Source organism: Mesorhizobium sp. CNPSo 4671 (assembly GCF_057784245.1).
In genome coordinates, this window is the sequence record NZ_JBWLUW010000008.1 from 345179 (window position 1) to 363028 (window position 17850).

Annotated in this window: 17 protein-coding genes and 1 tRNA gene; 12 read left to right on the top strand and 6 right to left on the bottom strand. The window is 63.1% G+C overall.

The window, feature by feature from the left end; genetic code table 11:
• Nucleotides 1–2 precede the first annotated feature (2 nt).
• On the bottom strand, nucleotides 3–1169 hold the full coding sequence (locus AC04SF_RS23570; RefSeq protein WP_488479718.1) for an acetyl-CoA acetyltransferase: 1167 nt from the start codon (nucleotides 1167–1169) through the stop codon (nucleotides 3–5).
• A 200-nt stretch (nucleotides 1170–1369) separates the two neighbouring features.
• Between AC04SF_RS23570 and betI the strand changes: the two genes are divergently transcribed.
• From betI to betB, 5 genes are all read left to right on the top strand, one after another.
• Entirely contained in the window at nucleotides 1370–1960 is a 591-nt protein-coding gene (betI, locus tag AC04SF_RS23575; RefSeq protein ID WP_202350812.1) for a choline-binding transcriptional repressor BetI, read from the top strand.
• On the top strand, nucleotides 1957–3486 hold the full coding sequence (betC, locus tag AC04SF_RS23580) for a choline-sulfatase (RefSeq protein WP_488479719.1): 1530 nt from the start codon (nucleotides 1957–1959) through the stop codon (nucleotides 3484–3486). Before betI ends, betC begins: the two co-directional genes overlap by 4 nt.
• Nucleotides 3486–4487, top strand: a complete 1002-nt coding sequence (locus AC04SF_RS23585) for a threonine/serine dehydratase family protein (RefSeq protein WP_488479720.1) — start codon at nucleotides 3486–3488, stop codon at nucleotides 4485–4487. The genes betC and AC04SF_RS23585 overlap by 1 nt, the downstream gene beginning before the upstream one ends.
• Complete coding sequence (gene betA, locus AC04SF_RS23590) at nucleotides 4480–6132, top strand: choline dehydrogenase (protein WP_488479721.1); 1653 nt, start codon at nucleotides 4480–4482, stop codon at nucleotides 6130–6132. The genes AC04SF_RS23585 and betA overlap by 8 nt, the downstream gene beginning before the upstream one ends.
• 78 nt (nucleotides 6133–6210) lie before the next feature.
• Nucleotides 6211–7674, top strand: coding sequence for a betaine-aldehyde dehydrogenase (betB, locus tag AC04SF_RS23595; RefSeq protein ID WP_488479722.1), 1464 nt, complete (start codon nucleotides 6211–6213; stop codon nucleotides 7672–7674).
• A gap of 7 nt (nucleotides 7675–7681) precedes the next feature.
• On the opposite strand, the gene AC04SF_RS23600 is transcribed toward betB, so the two are convergent.
• Both AC04SF_RS23600 and AC04SF_RS23605 read right to left on the bottom strand, forming a co-directional pair.
• Nucleotides 7682–9922, bottom strand: a complete 2241-nt coding sequence (locus AC04SF_RS23600) for an AGE family epimerase/isomerase (RefSeq protein ID WP_488479723.1) — start codon at nucleotides 9920–9922, stop codon at nucleotides 7682–7684.
• A 42-nt stretch (nucleotides 9923–9964) separates the two neighbouring features.
• Nucleotides 9965–10864, bottom strand: a complete 900-nt coding sequence (locus AC04SF_RS23605; RefSeq protein ID WP_488479724.1) for a LysR family transcriptional regulator — start codon at nucleotides 10862–10864, stop codon at nucleotides 9965–9967.
• A 101-nt stretch (nucleotides 10865–10965) separates the two neighbouring features.
• Here AC04SF_RS23605 and AC04SF_RS23610 point away from each other — a divergent pair, with 101 nt between their 5' ends.
• Nucleotides 10966–11850 carry an NmrA/HSCARG family protein gene (locus tag AC04SF_RS23610; protein ID WP_488479725.1) on the top strand — a complete coding sequence of 295 codons (885 nt, stop codon included), beginning with the start codon at nucleotides 10966–10968 and terminating at the stop codon, nucleotides 11848–11850.
• 75 nt (nucleotides 11851–11925) lie between these two features.
• A tRNA-Pro gene (locus tag AC04SF_RS23615) sits at nucleotides 11926–12002 on the top strand.
• 170 nt (nucleotides 12003–12172) lie between these two features.
• On the opposite strand, the gene AC04SF_RS23620 is transcribed toward AC04SF_RS23615, so the two are convergent.
• Nucleotides 12173–12427: a hypothetical protein gene (locus tag AC04SF_RS23620; RefSeq protein ID WP_488479726.1), complete on the bottom strand. Its 255-nt coding sequence runs from the start codon at nucleotides 12425–12427 to the stop codon at nucleotides 12173–12175.
• Between the two features lie 243 nt (nucleotides 12428–12670).
• Between AC04SF_RS23620 and AC04SF_RS23625 the strand changes: the two genes are divergently transcribed.
• The 5 genes from AC04SF_RS23625 (at nucleotide 12671) to AC04SF_RS23645 (ending at nucleotide 15381) form a co-directional block, all read left to right on the top strand.
• Entirely contained in the window at nucleotides 12671–13075 is a 405-nt protein-coding gene (locus AC04SF_RS23625) for a hypothetical protein (protein WP_488479727.1), read from the top strand.
• Between the two features lie 125 nt (nucleotides 13076–13200).
• Complete coding sequence (locus AC04SF_RS23630; RefSeq protein ID WP_488479728.1) at nucleotides 13201–13482, top strand: hypothetical protein; 282 nt, start codon at nucleotides 13201–13203, stop codon at nucleotides 13480–13482.
• A 588-nt stretch (nucleotides 13483–14070) separates the two neighbouring features.
• Nucleotides 14071–14286: a hypothetical protein gene (locus AC04SF_RS23635; protein WP_488479746.1), complete on the top strand. Its 216-nt coding sequence runs from the start codon at nucleotides 14071–14073 to the stop codon at nucleotides 14284–14286.
• A 4-nt stretch (nucleotides 14287–14290) separates the two neighbouring features.
• Nucleotides 14291–14719: a hypothetical protein gene (locus tag AC04SF_RS23640; protein ID WP_488479729.1), complete on the top strand. Its 429-nt coding sequence runs from the start codon at nucleotides 14291–14293 to the stop codon at nucleotides 14717–14719.
• Between the two features lie 317 nt (nucleotides 14720–15036).
• The gene (locus tag AC04SF_RS23645) at nucleotides 15037–15381 is read left to right on the top strand and encodes a hypothetical protein (protein ID WP_488479747.1); all 345 of its coding nucleotides are present in this window, start codon (nucleotides 15037–15039) and stop codon (nucleotides 15379–15381) included.
• A 40-nt stretch (nucleotides 15382–15421) separates the two neighbouring features.
• Here AC04SF_RS23645 and AC04SF_RS23650 read toward each other — a convergent pair whose 3' ends face one another.
• Both AC04SF_RS23650 and AC04SF_RS23655 read right to left on the bottom strand, forming a co-directional pair.
• A complete protein-coding gene (locus tag AC04SF_RS23650; protein WP_488479730.1) occupies nucleotides 15422–17041 on the bottom strand; it encodes an ABC transporter ATP-binding protein in 1620 nt (539 codons plus the stop codon).
• A gap of 17 nt (nucleotides 17042–17058) precedes the next feature.
• A partial coding sequence (locus AC04SF_RS23655; protein ID WP_488479731.1) for an ABC transporter permease occupies nucleotides 17059–17850 on the bottom strand: 792 nt, incomplete at its 5' end.

Genomic DNA, 17850 nt, shown 5'->3' on the forward strand with positions numbered 1-17850 from the left:
GTTTACCTGATCCGGTCGAGAATGGAAACGTAGTTGGCGACCGCAGCCCCACCCATGTTGAAGATGCCGCCAAGCTTCGCGCCCGGCACCTGGATGCCGCCGGCTTCGCCGACAAGCTGCATGGCGGTCAGGACATGCATGGACACACCGGTGGCGCCGATCGGATGGCCCTTGGCCTTGAGCCCGCCGGACGGATTGACCGGCAGGCGACCGTCCTTCGCCGTCGTGCCGTCCAGCGCCAATTTGGCGCCCTCGCCCGGCCTGGCCAGGCCCATCGCCTCGTATTCGATCAATTCGGCTATGGTGAAGCAGTCATGCGTCTCTACGAAGGAGAGATCGTCGAGGGTCACGCCGGCGTTCTTCAGCGCTCGGGTCCAGGCCTGCTCGCAGCCTTCGAAGGAGAGAATATCGCGCTTCGACATTGGCAGGAAATCCTGCACATGCTCGTTGGCGCGGAAAGCCACCGCACGGCGCATCTTCAGCGCGGTCGCCGTGTCGGCAAGGATCAGAGCGGCAGCCCCGTCCGAGACCAGCGAGCAGTCCGTGCGCTTGAGAGGACCGGCGACGAAGGGGTTCTTCTCGCTCTCCTGACGGCAGAATTCATAGCCGAAATCCTTGCGCATCTGCGCATAGGGATTGTCGACGCCGTTCTTGTGGTTTTTGGCGGCGATCATGGCGAGCGCATCCGACTGGTCGCCATAGCGCTGGAAATAGGCCTGCGCGATCTTGCCGAAGACGCCGGCGAAGCCTGCGGGTGTCTCGCCATCCTCTGGCAGATAGGACGCTTTCAGCAGGTTCTTGCCGATCTCAGGCCCCGGCGTCGTCGTCATCTGCTCGGCGCCGACCACCAGCACGATACGGGCCGCGTTGGCATCGATCGCGCGGATGCCTTGCCGGACCGCCGCCGATCCCGTCGCACAAGCATTTTCGACACGCGTCGCCGGCTTGAAGCGCAGCCGGTCGTCTGCCTGCAGCACCAGGCTGGCGGTAAAATCCTGCGCCGAAAAGCCGGCGTTGAAGTGGCCGAGCACGATCTCGTCGACCTCGTCCGGGCCGATCCCGGCATGCTCGAGCGCGTCCGTCGCGACCTTGACGATGAGGTTCTCGAGCGTCTCGCCCTCGAGCTTGCCGAAGCGCGAATGCGCCCAGCCGACGATGCATGCGGTCATGGCGGTCTCCATCCTTAGCGCCAGCCTGCCATACCGGGCTCATGGCGCACTTCGCCGTTATTGTTCAAATATAAACATTCTTGCCCAAGCCGTGAAGGGCCGGAAGCCGACAATCGCTTGGTACAGGTCGTGGTCGCGTCGATTTTTTGTTGATTGACCCGTCAATAAAAAATAATCTCCGTGCAAAAATCGGGAACAGCATGCCGAAAGTCGGAATGGAGCCACTGCGCCGCAAGGCGCTTATCGACGCGACGATCTCAGCGATCGGCGAGCGCGGCTCGCTTGACGTGACCATGTCCGAGATCGCCGGCCGGGCCGGTGTGTCCTCCGCACTTGCCCATCATTATTTCGGCGCCAAGGACGAGCTGCTGCTGGCGACGATGCGCCACATCTTGGCCGAGCTGACCGCGGACACACTGCGCGCCCTTGGTTCCGCAACCACTCCTCGTCAGCGCGTCTCCGCCGTTGTGGCCGTCAATTTCTCAGATCTGCAGTTCCAGCCGGAAACCATCGCCGCCTGGCTTGCCTTCTACGTCGAGGCGCAGAAATCATCGGCTTTGCGCCGGCTGCTCAGGGTCTATGCAAGGCGGCTGCACTCGAACCTGATGAGCGGGTTGACCGGCATCCTGCCCAGGGCCGAGGCCGACCGTGCTGCCGAAGCGACAGCGGCGATGATCGACGGGCTCTACATCAGGCGGGCGCTGAAGGATGGCGTGCCCGATGCCGCGACCGCGATCGCGCTGGTCGAGGACTATCTCGAAACCAAACTCGGCGAGCGGCCCAAACAGTGACAACGAAGCGACCCAATTTCCTGATCGTCATGGTCGATCAGCTCAACGGGACGTTTTTTCCCGATGGGCCGGCCGCGTTTCTGCATGCGCCGCATCTGAAAGCGCTCGCCGCGCGTTCGGCGCGCTTTGCCAACAACTACACGGCCTCGCCGCTCTGCGCGCCGGGCCGCGCCTCGTTCATGAGCGGCCAGCTGCCGTCGCGCACCGAGGTTTATGACAACGCCGCCGAATTTGCGTCGTCGATCCCGACCTTTGCCCATCATCTGCGCGCCGACGGCTATCACACCGTGCTGTCGGGCAAGATGCATTTTGTCGGTCCGGATCAGTTGCACGGCTTCGAGGAGCGGCTGACCACCGACATCTATCCCGCCGATTTCGGCTGGACGCCGGACTATCGCAAGCCCGGCGAGCGCATCGACTGGTGGTATCACAATCTGGGCTCGGTGACCGGCGCCGGCGTCGCCGAGATCTCAAACCAGATGGAGTATGACGACGAGGTCGCCTTCCACGCGGTGCAGAAACTCTATGACTTCGCCCGCGTCTCCGACGATGCCGCGCACCGGCCCTGGTGCCTGACCGTCTCCTTCACCCATCCGCACGACCCCTATGTGGCGCGGCGGCAGTACTGGGATCTCTACGAAGATTGCCCAGCCCTTGAGCCGGAGATTGGCTTCATCCCTCACGACAAGCAGGACCCGCATTCGCAGCGGCTCTACAAGGCTTCCGACTACGAGAGTTTCGACATCACGGCGGAACAAATCCGCCGCTCGCGGCGCGGCTATTTCGCCAACATCTCCTATCTCGACGACAAGGTCGGCGAACTGCTGTCGGTGCTTGAGCGCACGCGCATGCTAGACGACACGACCATCCTGTTCTGCTCGGACCACGGCGACATGCTCGGCGAGCGCGGCCTGTGGTTCAAGATGTGCTTCTTCGAGGGTTCGGCGCGGGTGCCGCTGATGATCGCCGGCAAGGGCGTGCCTGCCGGCCTGATCGAGGCGCCGGTCTCCAATCTCGACGTGACGCCGACGCTGTGCGACCTCGCCGGCATCGACATGAGCGCGATCGCGCCATGGACCGACGGCCAGTCGCTAACGCCGCTGCTCGAAGGCAAGCAGCGCGTGGCGCCGGCGCTGATGGAATATGCCGCCGAGGGCTCCAACTCACCATTGGTGGCGATCCGCGACGGCCGCTACAAGTTCGTCCATTGCGAGATCGATCCGCCGCAACTCTATGACATCGAAGCCGACCCGCATGAGTTGAGCAATCTTGCCGCCGATCCGGCGCATGCCGATCTGGTGGCGGCTTTCCTGGAAAAGGTCCGCGCACGCTGGGACATGGCGGCTTTCGATGCCGCCGTGCGGGCCAGCCAGGCGCGGCGCTGGGTGGTCTATCCGGCGCTGCGCAACGGCACGCACTACCCCTGGGAGTTCCAGCCGCTGCAGAAGGCCTCGGAACGCTACATGCGCAACCACATGGATCTCAACGTGCTCGAAGAGCAGAAACGGTTTCCGCGAGGCGAATGATGACAGACCTTCTCGTCCCCTCGCTGGCCCATCTCAAACAGGCCTATGCAGTCACCTCCAAGGCGACGCAGATCACGCCGCTGCTGGAATCGACAGCACTCGCCAGAGAGACGGGTGCTGCCCGCGTCTTCATCAAGCCGGAATCGCTGCAATGGGCGGGATCGTTCAAGATACGCGGCGCCTATTGGCGGCTGAAGCGGCTTTCGGCCGACGAAGCGAGGAAGGGCGTCGTCGCCTATTCTTCCGGCAATTTCGCGCAAGGACTGGCTGCTGCCGGCCAGGCGCTCGGCATCCCGGTCACCATCGTCATGCCGATCGATGCGCCGGCGGCCAAGCGCGACGCGACCGCGGGCTACGGCGCGCGCGTCGTGCTGACCGACCATGGCGAGCGCGCCCGTGAAGAGGTCGCCGCCGCCAAGGCGCGCGAGATCGCCGAGACCGAAGGCCTGGCCTTGCTGCATCCCTTCGACGATCCGGAGATCGTCGCCGGCCAGGCGGGAGCCGGCCTCGAAGCGCTCGACCAGCTCTCAGCCAAGGACGCCAAGGCGGACCTGCTGTTCTGCTCGGTCGGCGGCGGCGGGCTGATCGGCGGCGTTTCGCTTGCCTTCCATTATCTGTCGCCGGCGACAGAGATCATCGGCGTCGAGCCGGAAGGTTTCAATGGCATGGGCTCGTCATTGGCGCATGGCAGTATCGAGACGATGCCGATCGGGCCGAAGTCGATCTGCGACGGGCTGATGTCGCGACGGCCAGGCGATACGCCATTCGCGGCGGTCAAGACCGCGGGCGTTCGCGGCATCACTGTCGACGACGCCTCGGTGCGGCGTGCCATGCGAATCGCCTTCGAGCGCATGAAGCTGGTGCTCGAGCCGTCGGGCGCGGCGTCGCTGGCGGCGCTGCTCGGCGGGAAAGTGGATGTGGCGGGAAAGACCGTCCTTGTTGTGGCAACCGGCGGCAATGTCTCGCTCGCCGATTTTATGGCGCATATGAACCATGCTTGAAGCGGATTTCGTCATCATCGGCTCCGGCTCGGCCGGCTCGGCCATGGCCTATCGCCTGTCTGAGGACGGCAAAAACTCTGTCATCGTCATCGAGTTCGGCGGCAGCGATATCGGGCCGCTGATCCAGATGCCGTCGGCGCTGTCGATCCCGCTCAATATGAGCCTCTATGATTGGGGTTTCGCCAGCGAGCCGGAGCCGCATCTCGGCGGCCGCGTGCTGGCGACGCCGCGCGGCAAGGTGATCGGCGGTTCGTCCTCGATCAACGGCATGGTCTATGTGCGCGGCCATGCCCGTGACTTCGACCATTGGGCCGAAGAAGGCGCGACCGGTTGGGGCTTTGCCGACGTGCTCCCCTATTTCAAGCGCATGGAGGACAATGACGGCGGCGAGGATGGCTGGCGCGGCCACGGTGGACCGCTGCATGTGCAGCGCGGCTCGCGAAAAAATCCGCTCTACGGCGCCTTCGTCGAGGCAGGCCGCCAGGCCGGGTTCGAACTGACCGACGACTACAACGGTTCCAAGCAGGAAGGCTTTGGGCCGATGGAGCAGACCATTCGTGGCGGCCGCCGCTGGTCGGCGGCGAGCGCCTATCTGAAGCCGGCTCTGAAACGCAGAAATGTCAGCCTGGTCAAGGGTTTCGCCCGCCGGGTGATCATCGAGAATCAACGCGCCGTCGGCGTCGAGATCGAAGCTCACAAACAGATTCAGGTGGTTAAGGCGCGACGTGAGGTGATCGTCGCCGCCTCCTCGATCAATTCGCCCAAGATCCTGATGCTGTCCGGCATCGGCCCGGCCGAACATCTGCGGGAAAGCGGCATTGCCGTGGTGGCCGACCGGCCCGGCGTCGGCCGCAATCTGCAGGACCATATGGAGCTTTATATCCAGCAGGAATCGACCAAGCCGATCACGCTGAATTCAGTGCTGAACCCGTTCTCCAAGGCACTCATCGGGGCGCAGTGGCTGTTCTTCAAATCGGGCCTCGGCGCCACCAACCATTTCGAGGCGGCGGCCTTCGTGCGCTCGCGCGCCGGCGTCGACTATCCCGACATCCAGTACCATTTCATTCCAGCGGCTGTGCGCTATGACGGCAAGGCGGCGGCGAAGTCGCACGGCTTCCAGGCGCATGTCGGACCGATGCGGTCGAAGTCGCGCGGCTCGGTGACGCTGCGTTCGCCGGACCCGAAAGCGAAACCGGTGATCCGCTTCAACTACATGTCGCATCCGGACGACTGGACGGAGTTCCGTCACTGCATCCGGCTGACTCGCGAGATCTTTGGGCAATCGGCGTTCGATGCCTATCGCGGTCAGGAAATCTCGCCGGGCAGCCATGTGCAATCCGACGACGATCTCGATGTCTTCATCCGCGACCATGCCGAGAGCGCCTACCACCCCTGCGGCACCTGCAAGATGGGCCGGGCCGACGATGTGACGAGCGTCGTCGATCCGGAATGCCGGGTGATCGGCATCGACGGGCTGCGGGTCGCCGATTCCTCGATCTTCCCGCGCGTCACCAACGGCAATCTCAACGCGCCGTCGATCATGACGGGCGAGAAGGCGTCCGACCACATTCTTGGCCGCACGCCGCTGGCGCCGTCCAACCAGGAACCATGGATCAATCCGCGCTGGCAGACCTCGGACAGATAGCGCATGATCCACGCGACAAATCGAGCTGCCCGATAGATTGAGCCGCCCATTTGGGCGCCGGACCACTTGGAGACTCCCATGCGCGCCCAGCCCACGGCATCGCACTACGTCAACGGACGCTACATAGAGGACGAAGGCGGTGCGCCGCTGCCGGTGATCTATCCGGCAACCGGCGAGGTCATCGCCACCCTGCGCTCGGCGACGCCGAACGTGCTGGAGCTTGCGATCGAGGCCGCGCGGGCCGCGCAGCCGGCCTGGGCGCGGCTGAAGCCGGTCGAGCGCGGCCGCATCCTGCGCCGCGCTGCCGACATCCTGCGCGCCCGCAATGCCGACCTCGCCCGCATCGAGACGCTCGACACCGGCAAGGCGATCCAGGAGACGTTGATGGCCGACGCGCCTTCCGCCGCGGACTGCCTCGAATATTTCGGCGGCGCGGTCGCCGCCTATAATGGCGAGGCCGTCGACCTCGGCGGCCCCTTCGCCTACACGCGGCGCGAAGCGCTTGGCGTCTGCGTCGGCATCGGCGCCTGGAACTATCCGATCCAGATCGCCGGCTGGAAGTCGGCACCGGCGCTCGCCATGGGCAACGCCATGGTGTTCAAGCCGTCGGAAAACACGCCGTTGTCAGCACTGGCGCTGGCCGAGATCTACAGCGAGGCCGGCCTGCCCGACGGGTTGTTCAACGTCGTGCAGGGCTATGGCGATGTTGGCGCGGGCCTCGTTGACCACGACGTCGTGGCAAAAGTTTCGGTGACCGGCTCTGTGCCGACCGGCCGCAAGGTGCTGTCGCTTGCCGGCTCGAAGATGAAGCACGCGACGATGGAGCTCGGCGGCAAGTCGCCGCTGATCGTCTTCGACGATGCCGACATCGAGAACGCCATCGGCGGCGCCATGCTCGGCAATTTCTACTCCACCGGCCAGATCTGCTCCAACGGCACACGGGTCTTCGTGCAGAGCGGCATTCACGACCGCTTCGTCGAGCGGCTGGTCGAGCGGACGAAGAAAATCCGCATCGGCGATCCGCTCGATCCCGAGACGCAGATGGGGCCGCTGGTGTCGAAGGCACAGCATGAGAAAGTGGTCGGCTATATCGAGATCGGCAAGCAGGATGGTGCCACACTGGCCTGTGGCGGCAACCTGCCTTCGCTGCAGGGTTTTGCCGGCGGCTTCTTCGTCGAGCCGACGGTCTTCACCGGTGTCACCGACACGATGCGCATCGCCCGCGAGGAGATTTTCGGGCCGGTCATGAGCGTGCTGAAATTCGATGGCGAGGACGAGGTGATCGACCGCGCCAACGACACCGAATTCGGCCTCGCCGCCGGCGTCTTCACCCGCGACCTGCCGCGCGCCCACCGCGTCATCGCCGAGCTGCAGGCCGGCACCTGCTGGATCAATGCCTACAATCTGACGCCGGTGGAAATCCCGTTCGGCGGCTTCAAGCAGTCAGGCATCGGGCGCGAGAATTCGCTGGCGGCACTGGCGCTCTATTCGCAGCTGAAGTCGGTCTATGTCGAGACGGGGGACGTGGCGAGCCCGTATTGAGCCGAGCTCAAGCCGCCTCCGCCGCCGTTCCGTCCAGATACTGGGTCAACGCACAGACCAAGTGATAAAAGATGCTGGCCGGCACGTCGGTCGCCAGCGAGCGGCCACGCTCGTCGATGCGGTCGATCCACAGGCCGAGCGGCGCCGGGTCGATGTGCCAGCGGAACAGCCGGCCGACGCGTTCCTCGATCTCCGGCTTGAGATCGGGTCCGCCCGAACCGTCCAGCGCAATCGCCGCCTTGACCGCTTCGGCCTGCGGCCAGCTGCGCGAGATCAGGTCGAGCGGCAGCCCCTGCCGGGAGACGGCGCCATAGGCAAGGCCGGTGGCGCGGTTGAGGCCATTGGCGATGGCCGAGGCATAGAGTTTTCTGGCAAAGCCGCTCAACTCGGCCTGGCCGCTGCGTCCGGCGAAATCGACCAGCAGCGAGGCCCATTCGAAGTGATGGCCGGGCTCGGTCCAGGCGCCCTTCTCGCCGGCTGACGGCTTCCATTCGTCATCGAAATATTCGCCCAGGGTCCAGCTTTCCCGGTCGAAGAAATGGCTGCGGAAGAGATCGATGATGCGTGCCGCGCGGCGCAGATGGGCGCGCTCGCCAGTTGCCTGATGCCAGGCCAGGAAGGCTTCGAGCAGATGCATGTGCGGGTTGGAGCGCCGCTCGCCCTCGCCGTCCGACGTTTCGAGGAAGCCGGTCATGCGATGATCCTCGAGATGGCCATCGAGGAAGGCGAAGGTTTCCTCGCCGAGCCGCAAGGCATCGGGATTGCCAGACATATGCGCATGCGCAAGCGCGAGCAGCACGCAGGAATGATCGTAGGCATCCTCGGTGGCGTCGGCGACGGAGCCGTCGACATGCAGCGTGCGCACCCAGCCGCCTTTGTCGGTGCGGCCATTTCTGACCATGAACTCGATACCGTGGCTGATCAGCCGGTCGGCCGGGCCATCCCAGCCGCGCGCGCTGGCGACCGCGAAGGCATAGACCTGCCTGGCCATTGTGCGCATGCGCTTGGGTTTCATCAACGGCGCGCGATCAAAGCCGAGTGCTTCATGGAAACCGCCATGGCGTTCGTCGACGCCCGATGTCGACCACAGCGGCAAGGTCTCCTGAAATAACCAGTGGTGCACACGCCGCCGCCAGGCGCCGCTTTCGATGACCCGGTCATGCGCCGGCGTGAACCTGGTTTCCAGCCGGCCGGATTTTTCGAGTTGCTCGACGATCTTCTTGACGTGCTGGCTGTGGCTGACCGGCGCGACGAAAGTGGCATCGGCGGTCGAAACGATGGCGACATCCCTCATGCCGATCGCCGACAGCAGGCGGCCGTCGCTGCGGATGTAGGAGTTCTCGCAATCGATGGCGACGACATCGCCGATGACGACATTGCCCTTGTCGTCGGCTGGGCCGACATCGAGCAGCGATTGCCAGGAACCGAGATCGTTCCAGCGGAAGTCGGCCGGCACCATGGCAATGCCTTGCGCCCGTTCCATGATGGCATAGTCGATCGAGATCGAGGGGATGGCCTCATAGAGCTCCAGCGGCATATAGAGGCCGGAAAGGTCCGATGTCGCCGCCTTGTAGGCGGCTTCGGTGGTCCGCCAGATATCGGGCTCGAAAGCGGCGAATGCGTCACGCATGGCAGCGGCGCGAAACAGGAAAATGCCGGTGTTCCAGTAAAAGCTCTCCGCCTTGAGATAGGCCTGCGCCGTCGCAAGATCCGGCTTCTCGACGAAACGCGTGACGTCGAAGATGCCACCCTGCGCGCCCGCCACCTCTATATAGCCGTAGCCGGTTTCAGGCTGTGTCGGTTTGATGCCGAACACCACAAGCCGGCCGGCACTTGCCGCCTCGGCGCCTGCCTCGACGCTCTGCCAGAATTGCCCTGGCGTTGATATTTCGTGGTCCGACGGCACCACCAGCACCAGGCTGTCGCCGAATTCGGACAGGGTGCGCAGCGTGGCCAGTGCAATCGCGGCGGCGGTGTTGCGCCCCGTGGGTTCGAACAATGGGCCGCCGCCGGCGAGATCGAGGCCTGCCAGGTCGGCATGGACACGATCGGCATGGCGCTCGGAGGCGATCAGGAAGATCGGTGCTTGGCCGGACGGCCTTGCCGTCAGCCGGCGCAAGGTCTTGGCCAGCATGGAGCCGTCGCCGGAAAAATCGTGAAACTGCTTGGGATTGTCCTCGCGCGACAGCGGCCAGAGCCGCGAGCCGACGCCGCCGCTCATGACAAAACTGACGATGCGCTGGCTCATTCGGGTCTCGCTTGGAAGTTGGCCTGACGTAGCAGACATGCCTTAAGCCGCGTTTGCCCGATTGGAAATCCGCTCGACCGCCAGATCGATGAAGGCCTTAACCAGGGGTGAAAGGTGCCGGCTGCTGGGATAGAGAACGTGCAGGCCGCCGACCGGCGTCGTGTAGCCGTCGAGAACGCGCCGCAGCCGTCCCTCGTTGATCAGCCCGTCGGCCATCAGCTGGGGCAATTGGGCGATGCCGAAGCCTGCGAGCGCGGCCGCCACCACCGCCTGCATCTCATTGGCGGCGAAGCGCCCGGCGACCACGACGGTTTCCTGGCCTTGTGGTCCGTCCAGCACCCAGTGAGCGCCTGAAGCCGACGGGCCAGCGATAACGCATCGATGGCGGGCGAGATCGGCCGGGCTTTCCGGCATGCCATACCGTGCCAGATAGTCGGGGCTGGCACAGAGCAACCTGTGCGTGGAGCCGATCTTGCGGGCAATCAGCGTCGAATCCTCAAGTCTCCCGGTGCGAAAGGCGAGGTCGATGCCGTCCTCGACGAGGTTGAGCTTGTCGTCGGTGAGACGGAGTTCGACATTGGTCTTCGGGTAGAGCGCCAGAAACTCGACCACGGCGCGGATGAGGAAGTGACCGCCAAAGCCGACCGGAGCCGAAATGCGGATCGTGCCCGAAGGCTCCGCCCTCGCCTCGGCGAGGCGCAGATTCGCCTCCTCGATCGTCCGCAGGCCCTGGCTGCTTTGCTCATAATAGAGGCGCCCGGCATCCGTCAGGTTGAGGCTGCGCGTGGTGCGCTGCAGCAGGCGCACACCGACCTCACGTTCGAGCGCGGCGACACGACGGCTGACTGTCGTCTTTGGCATGGCGAGCAGGCGCGCTGCAGCGGTGAAGCTGCCGGCCTCGACGACGCGGGCAAACACAATGACATCGTTGAGATCGATCATTGTTCTCAATATTGGGACAAAGTTTTCCAATTATAGGCAATTATGCATCAATGCGACAGAGCCTAATTTTGCTCCAGACAAAACAAGACGGAGCAAATGAGATGACCAGCAAACGAAGCATTCTTGTGACCGGCGCCACGGGCCAGCAAGGCGGCGCCGTTGCGCGTGCCCTGTTGTCCAGAGGCCATCGCGTCAAGGCACTGACGCGCAAGCCGGACAGCGATGCCGCACGGCAACTGGCAACGGTAGGCGCCGAGGTCGTGGCCGGCGATCTCGCCGACACCGCCTCCGTCGTGAAGGCCGCAACAGGCGTCGACACCATGTTTCTGATGGGCAACAGCTACGAGGCCGGACTTGAGGAAGAAATCCGCCAGGGGATCCTTGCCGCCGATGCGGCGAAGGCCGCCGGCATCAGGCACCTGATCTATTCGTCCGTTGCCGACGCCGACAAGAAGACCGGCATTCCGCATTTCGAAAGCAAATATCTGGTCGAGCAGCATGTCAGGCAACTCGGCGTTCCCTACACGATCAGCGCGCCGGTCGCCTTCATGGAGAATGCCGTCGCGCCGTGGTCGATTGGCGCGCTCAGCCAGGGCACTCATGCCTTTGCCATGCCGCCGAAGCGCGTCCTCCAGCTGGTCGCGCTGGCGGATATCGGCGCCTTCGTCGCCGCCCTGGTGGAACGGCGGGAACAGGTGTTCGGCAAGCGTTTCGATTTCGCCGGAGACGAATTGTCCGGCGAAGAGCAAGCGAAAATTCTGTCCGAGGCCATCGGCCGCCCGATCCGCTATCAGGAGATCCCGATTGATGCTGCCCGCCAACAGAGCGAAGACGCGGCGCTGATGTTCGAATGGTTCGACCGAGTCGGCTACGATGTCGACATCGCCGCCTTGCACAGCCAATTCCCTGAAGTCCGCTGGCACAGTTTTGCCGACTGGGCGCGCGCATTTAACTGGGGCGCCAGCGGCCTGCGCGGCGAAAGCTGATGAAATGCGACAGAAGTGCTGCCATTGCCGCTTGCAGGAATGAAGTGTGGCGGCTATAAGCCCGCCGACTGGTCACGGAGTGTAGCGCAGCCTGGTAGCGCACCTCGTTCGGGACGAGGGGGTCGCAGGTTCAAATCCTGCCACTCCGACCAGAAAAACAACGCGTTAGCGCATCCCGACTTTGGCGCTCAAACTGACATCACGGCTGAAAATACGGCGAGGTGAGCTGCCTCCCCGGCGCGGCCCTCCCCTTTGTTGCCAACGCGCTATGCCAGTCGGCTTGTTGAAAACGCTGACGACGTCGGCGGCTGCAGTTTATCAGTCATTGCGCATGAATTTTCATCCGCCGCGCGGCATTCAACAACGCCGCGCCGTCCGTGTCGATCGTGTCGACAAGTTCGCTGGCCTGGTCGACGCTGATGCCTGTTTCATTGGACAGGAACCAGACGCGGAAGCTCCTGTCTTCAGGTGGAAAAGGGGCGACGAACTCCCGGCCATCGTCTCGGTCTCCGGCCGATAGCCTGCGGCGCTTTCGCAGCGTCCGCGTCGGCTGGTCATCTTCCGATGAGGGGTCCATGGGCATAGCTGACGTCGAGCTTATCGCAGGCCGAGGAAGCTCAGTATCGCTATGACGATGACCACCGCTCCAACGAGCCAAATTATATTGTTCATGATCCTTCTCCTGTTGCCTGGAAAAGCTCGCGCCTCTGGCGGAGGAACGCGGGCCGATCAGCCTTTGCACGGCTGACCTTCTGCCGACGCCAAGCAATGGCGTCGGCTGTGAGGACAGAACAATTAGATGCGCCTAATGTTCCATCACATGGGCAAGATCGAGCAATGGCCTGTTGAATTGCCTTTGTATCAGCGATGGCGCATGTTCCATCCTGAGGGACTGCCGGTGATGCCTGGAACCGCCATGGAAAAACTGGTTCTCACAACAGCACTGGCGCTTGCCTGCCATTGCTCGCCCTCCCACGCGGACGACGAGCGGTCATGCGAAATCGTGGCGGCGTCAGCCCAGCTGTCCGGAAAGACCAACTGTAGAGACGGCGATGTCGCCACTATCTCCGGCATGAGCACCAAAGAGGTGCCGGAAGCGATAGCCCGATATTGCGATTTCTGGGCACAGATCGTCGTGTTGCCCGCTGCGAACACGACCGATGCATCGAGCCACTTCGTTCTTTGCAAGTACCGTCAACGAGAGGCGGCCCCTTCTCAGCCTTAGCGAAGCGATAGCCCGTCCTTCGACTTTCCGGAGGCCTCCGAGACTTGTCCTGGGACAGGCCGGAACCAAAGGGGCCAGCGACAGTTATCCAACGAAGGGCTAATCAAGACAATGGAGAAATTGCAATGAAATCAATGGTCATTTGCGCTTTGGCGCTTTCCGTCGGACTGCCGGCTATCGCTTCGGCGGCCCAAACCGACGTAGTCATCAAGACCCACCACCGTCACCACAGCAACGTCAAGATCATCAACGAGGACGGCCAGCGTCTGCATCACCGTCACCACGGCACCGTCGCGTTCTACGATCACGGCCGCCGGCACCATCGTCCGGATACCGTCATCGTCACGGGCGCCGTCTCCAGGCACCATCACCATCGCTCCGTGGTGATCGAAAACAACGACTATTGATCGACGCCACAGGCCCGGCTCCTTGACGCCGGGCCTGCCGGCAAAAACTGAAATTGGTTGCAGATCCGGCGCACCGATACAGGCGTCACCGACGACCCGTCGTTTGAATACGACACCATTCAGCCCCTCCGAAAAGGTCGCAGAATCTTGCCTCGTTGGCAGGATGCCCTCTGGACATTCAGGGTTCGCTCGCCACACGGACGCGGCGAGCGAACCCTATCGGCGCAGGAAGGGACGTAGCTGCGCCAATCTGCAAATTATTCATGTACGACCTCCCGGATGGTCAGCCATGGGTCATTCCCACGCCATGAAAGTGATGGCCACCGCAAAGATCAGTGCGAGCAACCAGCGCGCTTGGCCAACACTCTTGTCCATCAGCTTCCTCCTGGACGTGCTGCGGTCAACGGTTACCCACGGTGGCTGTTCCAGGCACCACGACAGGCAGGACCATTGAATTTTGCGGCCAGACTAAAGTCCTGAGTTCTACCGGACCGAAGCCCAGCCAGGGAACGTTTGCGCTGCGGCCCTGTTCGTTTGGCTGGGCGCGAGGATGGTCAAACGAGGAAGCGGAACTGGATGAACGTCACCATGCCTAACAGTGAGGCCGCAAGATCCGATGTCTTGGGAAAGCGCGTAGCGGATCTTAAGACCAGGATGCAGCAAGCCCGAATCACCATGAGCGAAATGAAGACCTTCCAAAGGGTCGCGGCCATGATGGAGGACGGACGGGGCAGCATTGACGGTGACGATTTGATCGCCGCGTCCTTCCTTACCGACATGTTGCTGGACGAGAAGACGTTCTGAGACCATGCGGACAATCAGCAAGCTTTTTGATTCCCATGCCGAAGCCGCCCGGGTTGCTGGAGTGCTGGTGGCGGTCGGTGTTCCTCGCGTTCAGATTGCCGTCATCGGACCCTACCGGGACGAAGTCGCAGTTTTCAAGTCCCCGGGTGTCATCCTTGGTACGGTCGGTGCGGCATTGGCCTGCCTGGGCGCCATGGCCGTTTGCGGCGTCAGTCCTTTTCCGGCGGGCCTACCGTCAACAGCACTGGTTTGTGCGGTCTGTGCCGGCGGGTTGCTCGGCGCATTCATCACCACTGCAGCGATGCCGGATGATCGGAGCGTTGCCGACGGGATCGTCTTGGTGACGGCGCATGTCGATGAAAATGCAACCGACATCGTCCAAGCAGTACTCGGCGGCTGCATTCCCACCGCATTCATCGCCGAAGCGGCGTGAGAATTCGAGACTGGATGAAAGGCGCGGGACGAGGCGGGTTGCCACAACTAATTTAAGCCGCCGAAAGTGCGCCCCTAGGTGACGAAAAGCCGCCCCGGCATCAACCGAGACGACTCTCTCCGTTTCCAGTGATTGAATTTAGACACTCGACGGATACCAACTTCGAGTGGCCGAGAACGTTCCCGTATCGGCTGGAAACCTTGTGTTCAGGCGGCCACAGGTTCCGTCGCGAGCGCATCGTTGACGAAATAATCGTCGGCTCCAGATGGTTCGGTGGATATGATGAAGCCGGTGAAACTGGCGAGCCGGATGTGGACATGAATTTGATTTCAACGACAGCCTCGGCACCCGCTCTTGTCATAGCGCTGTTTCTGGTTACCGGCTGCTCGTCGATCGGCAGGCCGGTCGATCCGGCGAAGTACGACAGCATGAGCTGTACCGAGTTCAACAGCGCGCTGGGTCAAAACGCCGGCGAAATCTCGCAAACCGCGATCACGCGCGGCAAGGTCGCCAACACCAGTGTTCCGCGGTGGCTGCTTGGTGGCTCGCGTGTGAAAACCGCGGTGGCCAACCGCGAAACAGCCAGGATCGATCGGCTGAAACAGCAGCAGGATGCCATTGCTGCCGTACGTGCGCGCAAGTGCCCGAAATCAGCAGGCTGAGCGGACAGTCACGATGATTGCCCTTGCCTGAAGCGACGTCTCAGGCGCTCAGCCGAAAGCGCGTCACATCGATCGCCGCGGCCATCAGCGTCTGCGTGTAGACGTGCTGCGGATTGCTGAAGATCGCTTCGGTCGGCCCCTCCTCGACGATCTTGCCCTGCTTCATGACGATAATGTAGTCGGCCATGGCGCGCACAACCGAAAGATCGTGGCTGATGAAGAGGTAGGATAGTTCATGGTCCGCCTGCAGCTTGCGCAGCAGTTCGACGATCTGCTTCTGCACCGAGCGGTCGAGCGCCGAGGTCGGCTCGTCCAGCACGACCATCTTGGGCTTCAGGATCATGGCGCGGGCAATGGCGATGCGTTGCCGCTGGCCACCGGAGAATTCGTGGGGGTAGCGGTTGCGGGCGTTGGGATCGAGGCCGACCTCGAGCAAGGCCTCGACCGCGCGCTGGTCGCGCTGCTTGCCCGAAAGATTGGGCTCATGCACCAGCAGACCTTCGGTGATGACCTGGCCGACCGTCATGCGCGGCGACAGGGAGCCGAACGGATCCTGGAAGACAAGCTGCATCTGGCGCCGCAGCGGCCGCATCGCCTGCCGGTCGGCGGTGGAAATGTCGCGATCGCCGAAACGAATCAAGCCATCGCTCGGCAGCAGCCGCAGCAGAGCGCGGCCGAGTGTGGATTTGCCCGAGCCGGATTCGCCGACGATACCGATGGTCTGGTTGCGCTGCAGCCGGATCGAAATGTCATCGACGGCGCGCAGCATCAGCGGTTCGCCGGCCAGGAAGCCACCGCCGATCTTGAAGGTGACCTCGACATTCCTGCCTTCGAGCACGACGGGCGCATTGGCCGGCGGTGGCGCCTTGGTCCCCGTCGGCTCGGCCGCCAGCAGCATTTTGGTGTAGGCATGCTGCGGATTGGCGAAGATCGCCTCCGCTTCGCCCTCTTCGACCACCTCGCCCTGGCGCATGACATAGACGCGGTCGGCGAAGCGCCGGACGATGCCGAGATCGTGGGTGATGAAGACGATCGCCATGCCGAGCTTGCGCTGCAGTTCGGCGAGCAGCATCAGGATCTGCGCCTGGATGGTCACGTCGAGCGCCGTCGTCGGTTCGTCGGCGATCAATATGTCGGGATCGTTGGCGAGCGCCATGGCGATCATCACGCGCTGGCGCTGGCCACCCGACATTTCGTGCGGATAGGATTTCATCCGCCGCTCCGGATCGGGAATATGCACGAGCCGCAAGAGTTTGAGCGCCTCCTCGCGTGCCTCGGCGGCATTCAGGCCGCGATGCCGGCGGATGGGTTCCATCAGCTGGTTGCCGATCGAATAGAGTGGATCGAGCGAGGTCATCGGCTCCTGGAAGATCATGCTGATCTTGGCGCCGCGGACCTTGTTCAAGTCGGATTTGCTCAGCGTCAGAAGGTTACGCCCGCGATAGTCGACGTGGCCGGTGGCTTCGCCATTCGAGGCCAGCAGGCTCATCGCCGCCATCATCGTCTGGCTCTTGCCGGAACCGGACTCTCCGACCACGGCAACGGTCTCGCCCGCATTAACGTGGATGTTGATGCCCTTCACCGCTTCGACCGCTCCGTCGAGCGTGCGGAAGCGGACGCGCAGGTCCTTGACGCTAAGGATCGTTTCGGGAGTGGCCATGTCAGCGATCCCCATCTTTATCGATCCCTTGGGTCAAGTGCGTCGCGCAGGCCGTCGCCGACGAAATTGAGCGCGAACAGCGTCGAGACGAGGAAGAAGGCGGGGAACAGAAGCAGCCAGTTGGCGGTGCCGATGTTCTTGGCGCCGACCGAAATCAGGACACCCCAGCTGGTCATCGGCTCCTGCACGCCGAGGCCGAGGAACGACAGGAAACTCTCCAGGATGATCACCTGCGGCACCAGCAGCGTCATGTAGATCACCACCGGGCCGAGCAGATTGGGGATGACGTGACGCAGCAGGATGCCGCGCTGGCCGACACCCATGGCTTCCGCCGCCTGAACATATTCCTGGCGGCGGATCGACAGTGCCTGCCCGCGCACGATGCGCGCCATGTCGAGCCACAGCACCGCGCCCACGGCCAGGAACATCAGCACGAAGTTGCGGCCGAAGAACACCACCAGCATGATGACGAAGAAGATGAACGGCAAGGAATAGAGCACATCGACGATGCGCATCATCACTTCGTCGATCTTGCCGCCGGAAAAGCCGGCGGCAGCACCATAGATGACGCCAATCACCACCGCCACGACGCCGGCGAGCAGGCCGATGGCAAGCGAGATGCGCCCGGCCATGAGCGTGCGCGAGAGAAGATCGCGGCCGGTGTTGTCGGTGCCGAACAGGAAATATTGCTGCTTGACCGACGCGCTCATCGTCACTTCGAGACCGTCGGGCGATTTGTTCTCGATCTTGGTGTCGTCAAAGGCATCGGACCGGTCGAGGTAGCGGATGTTGCGGTCATCGATCGGCTT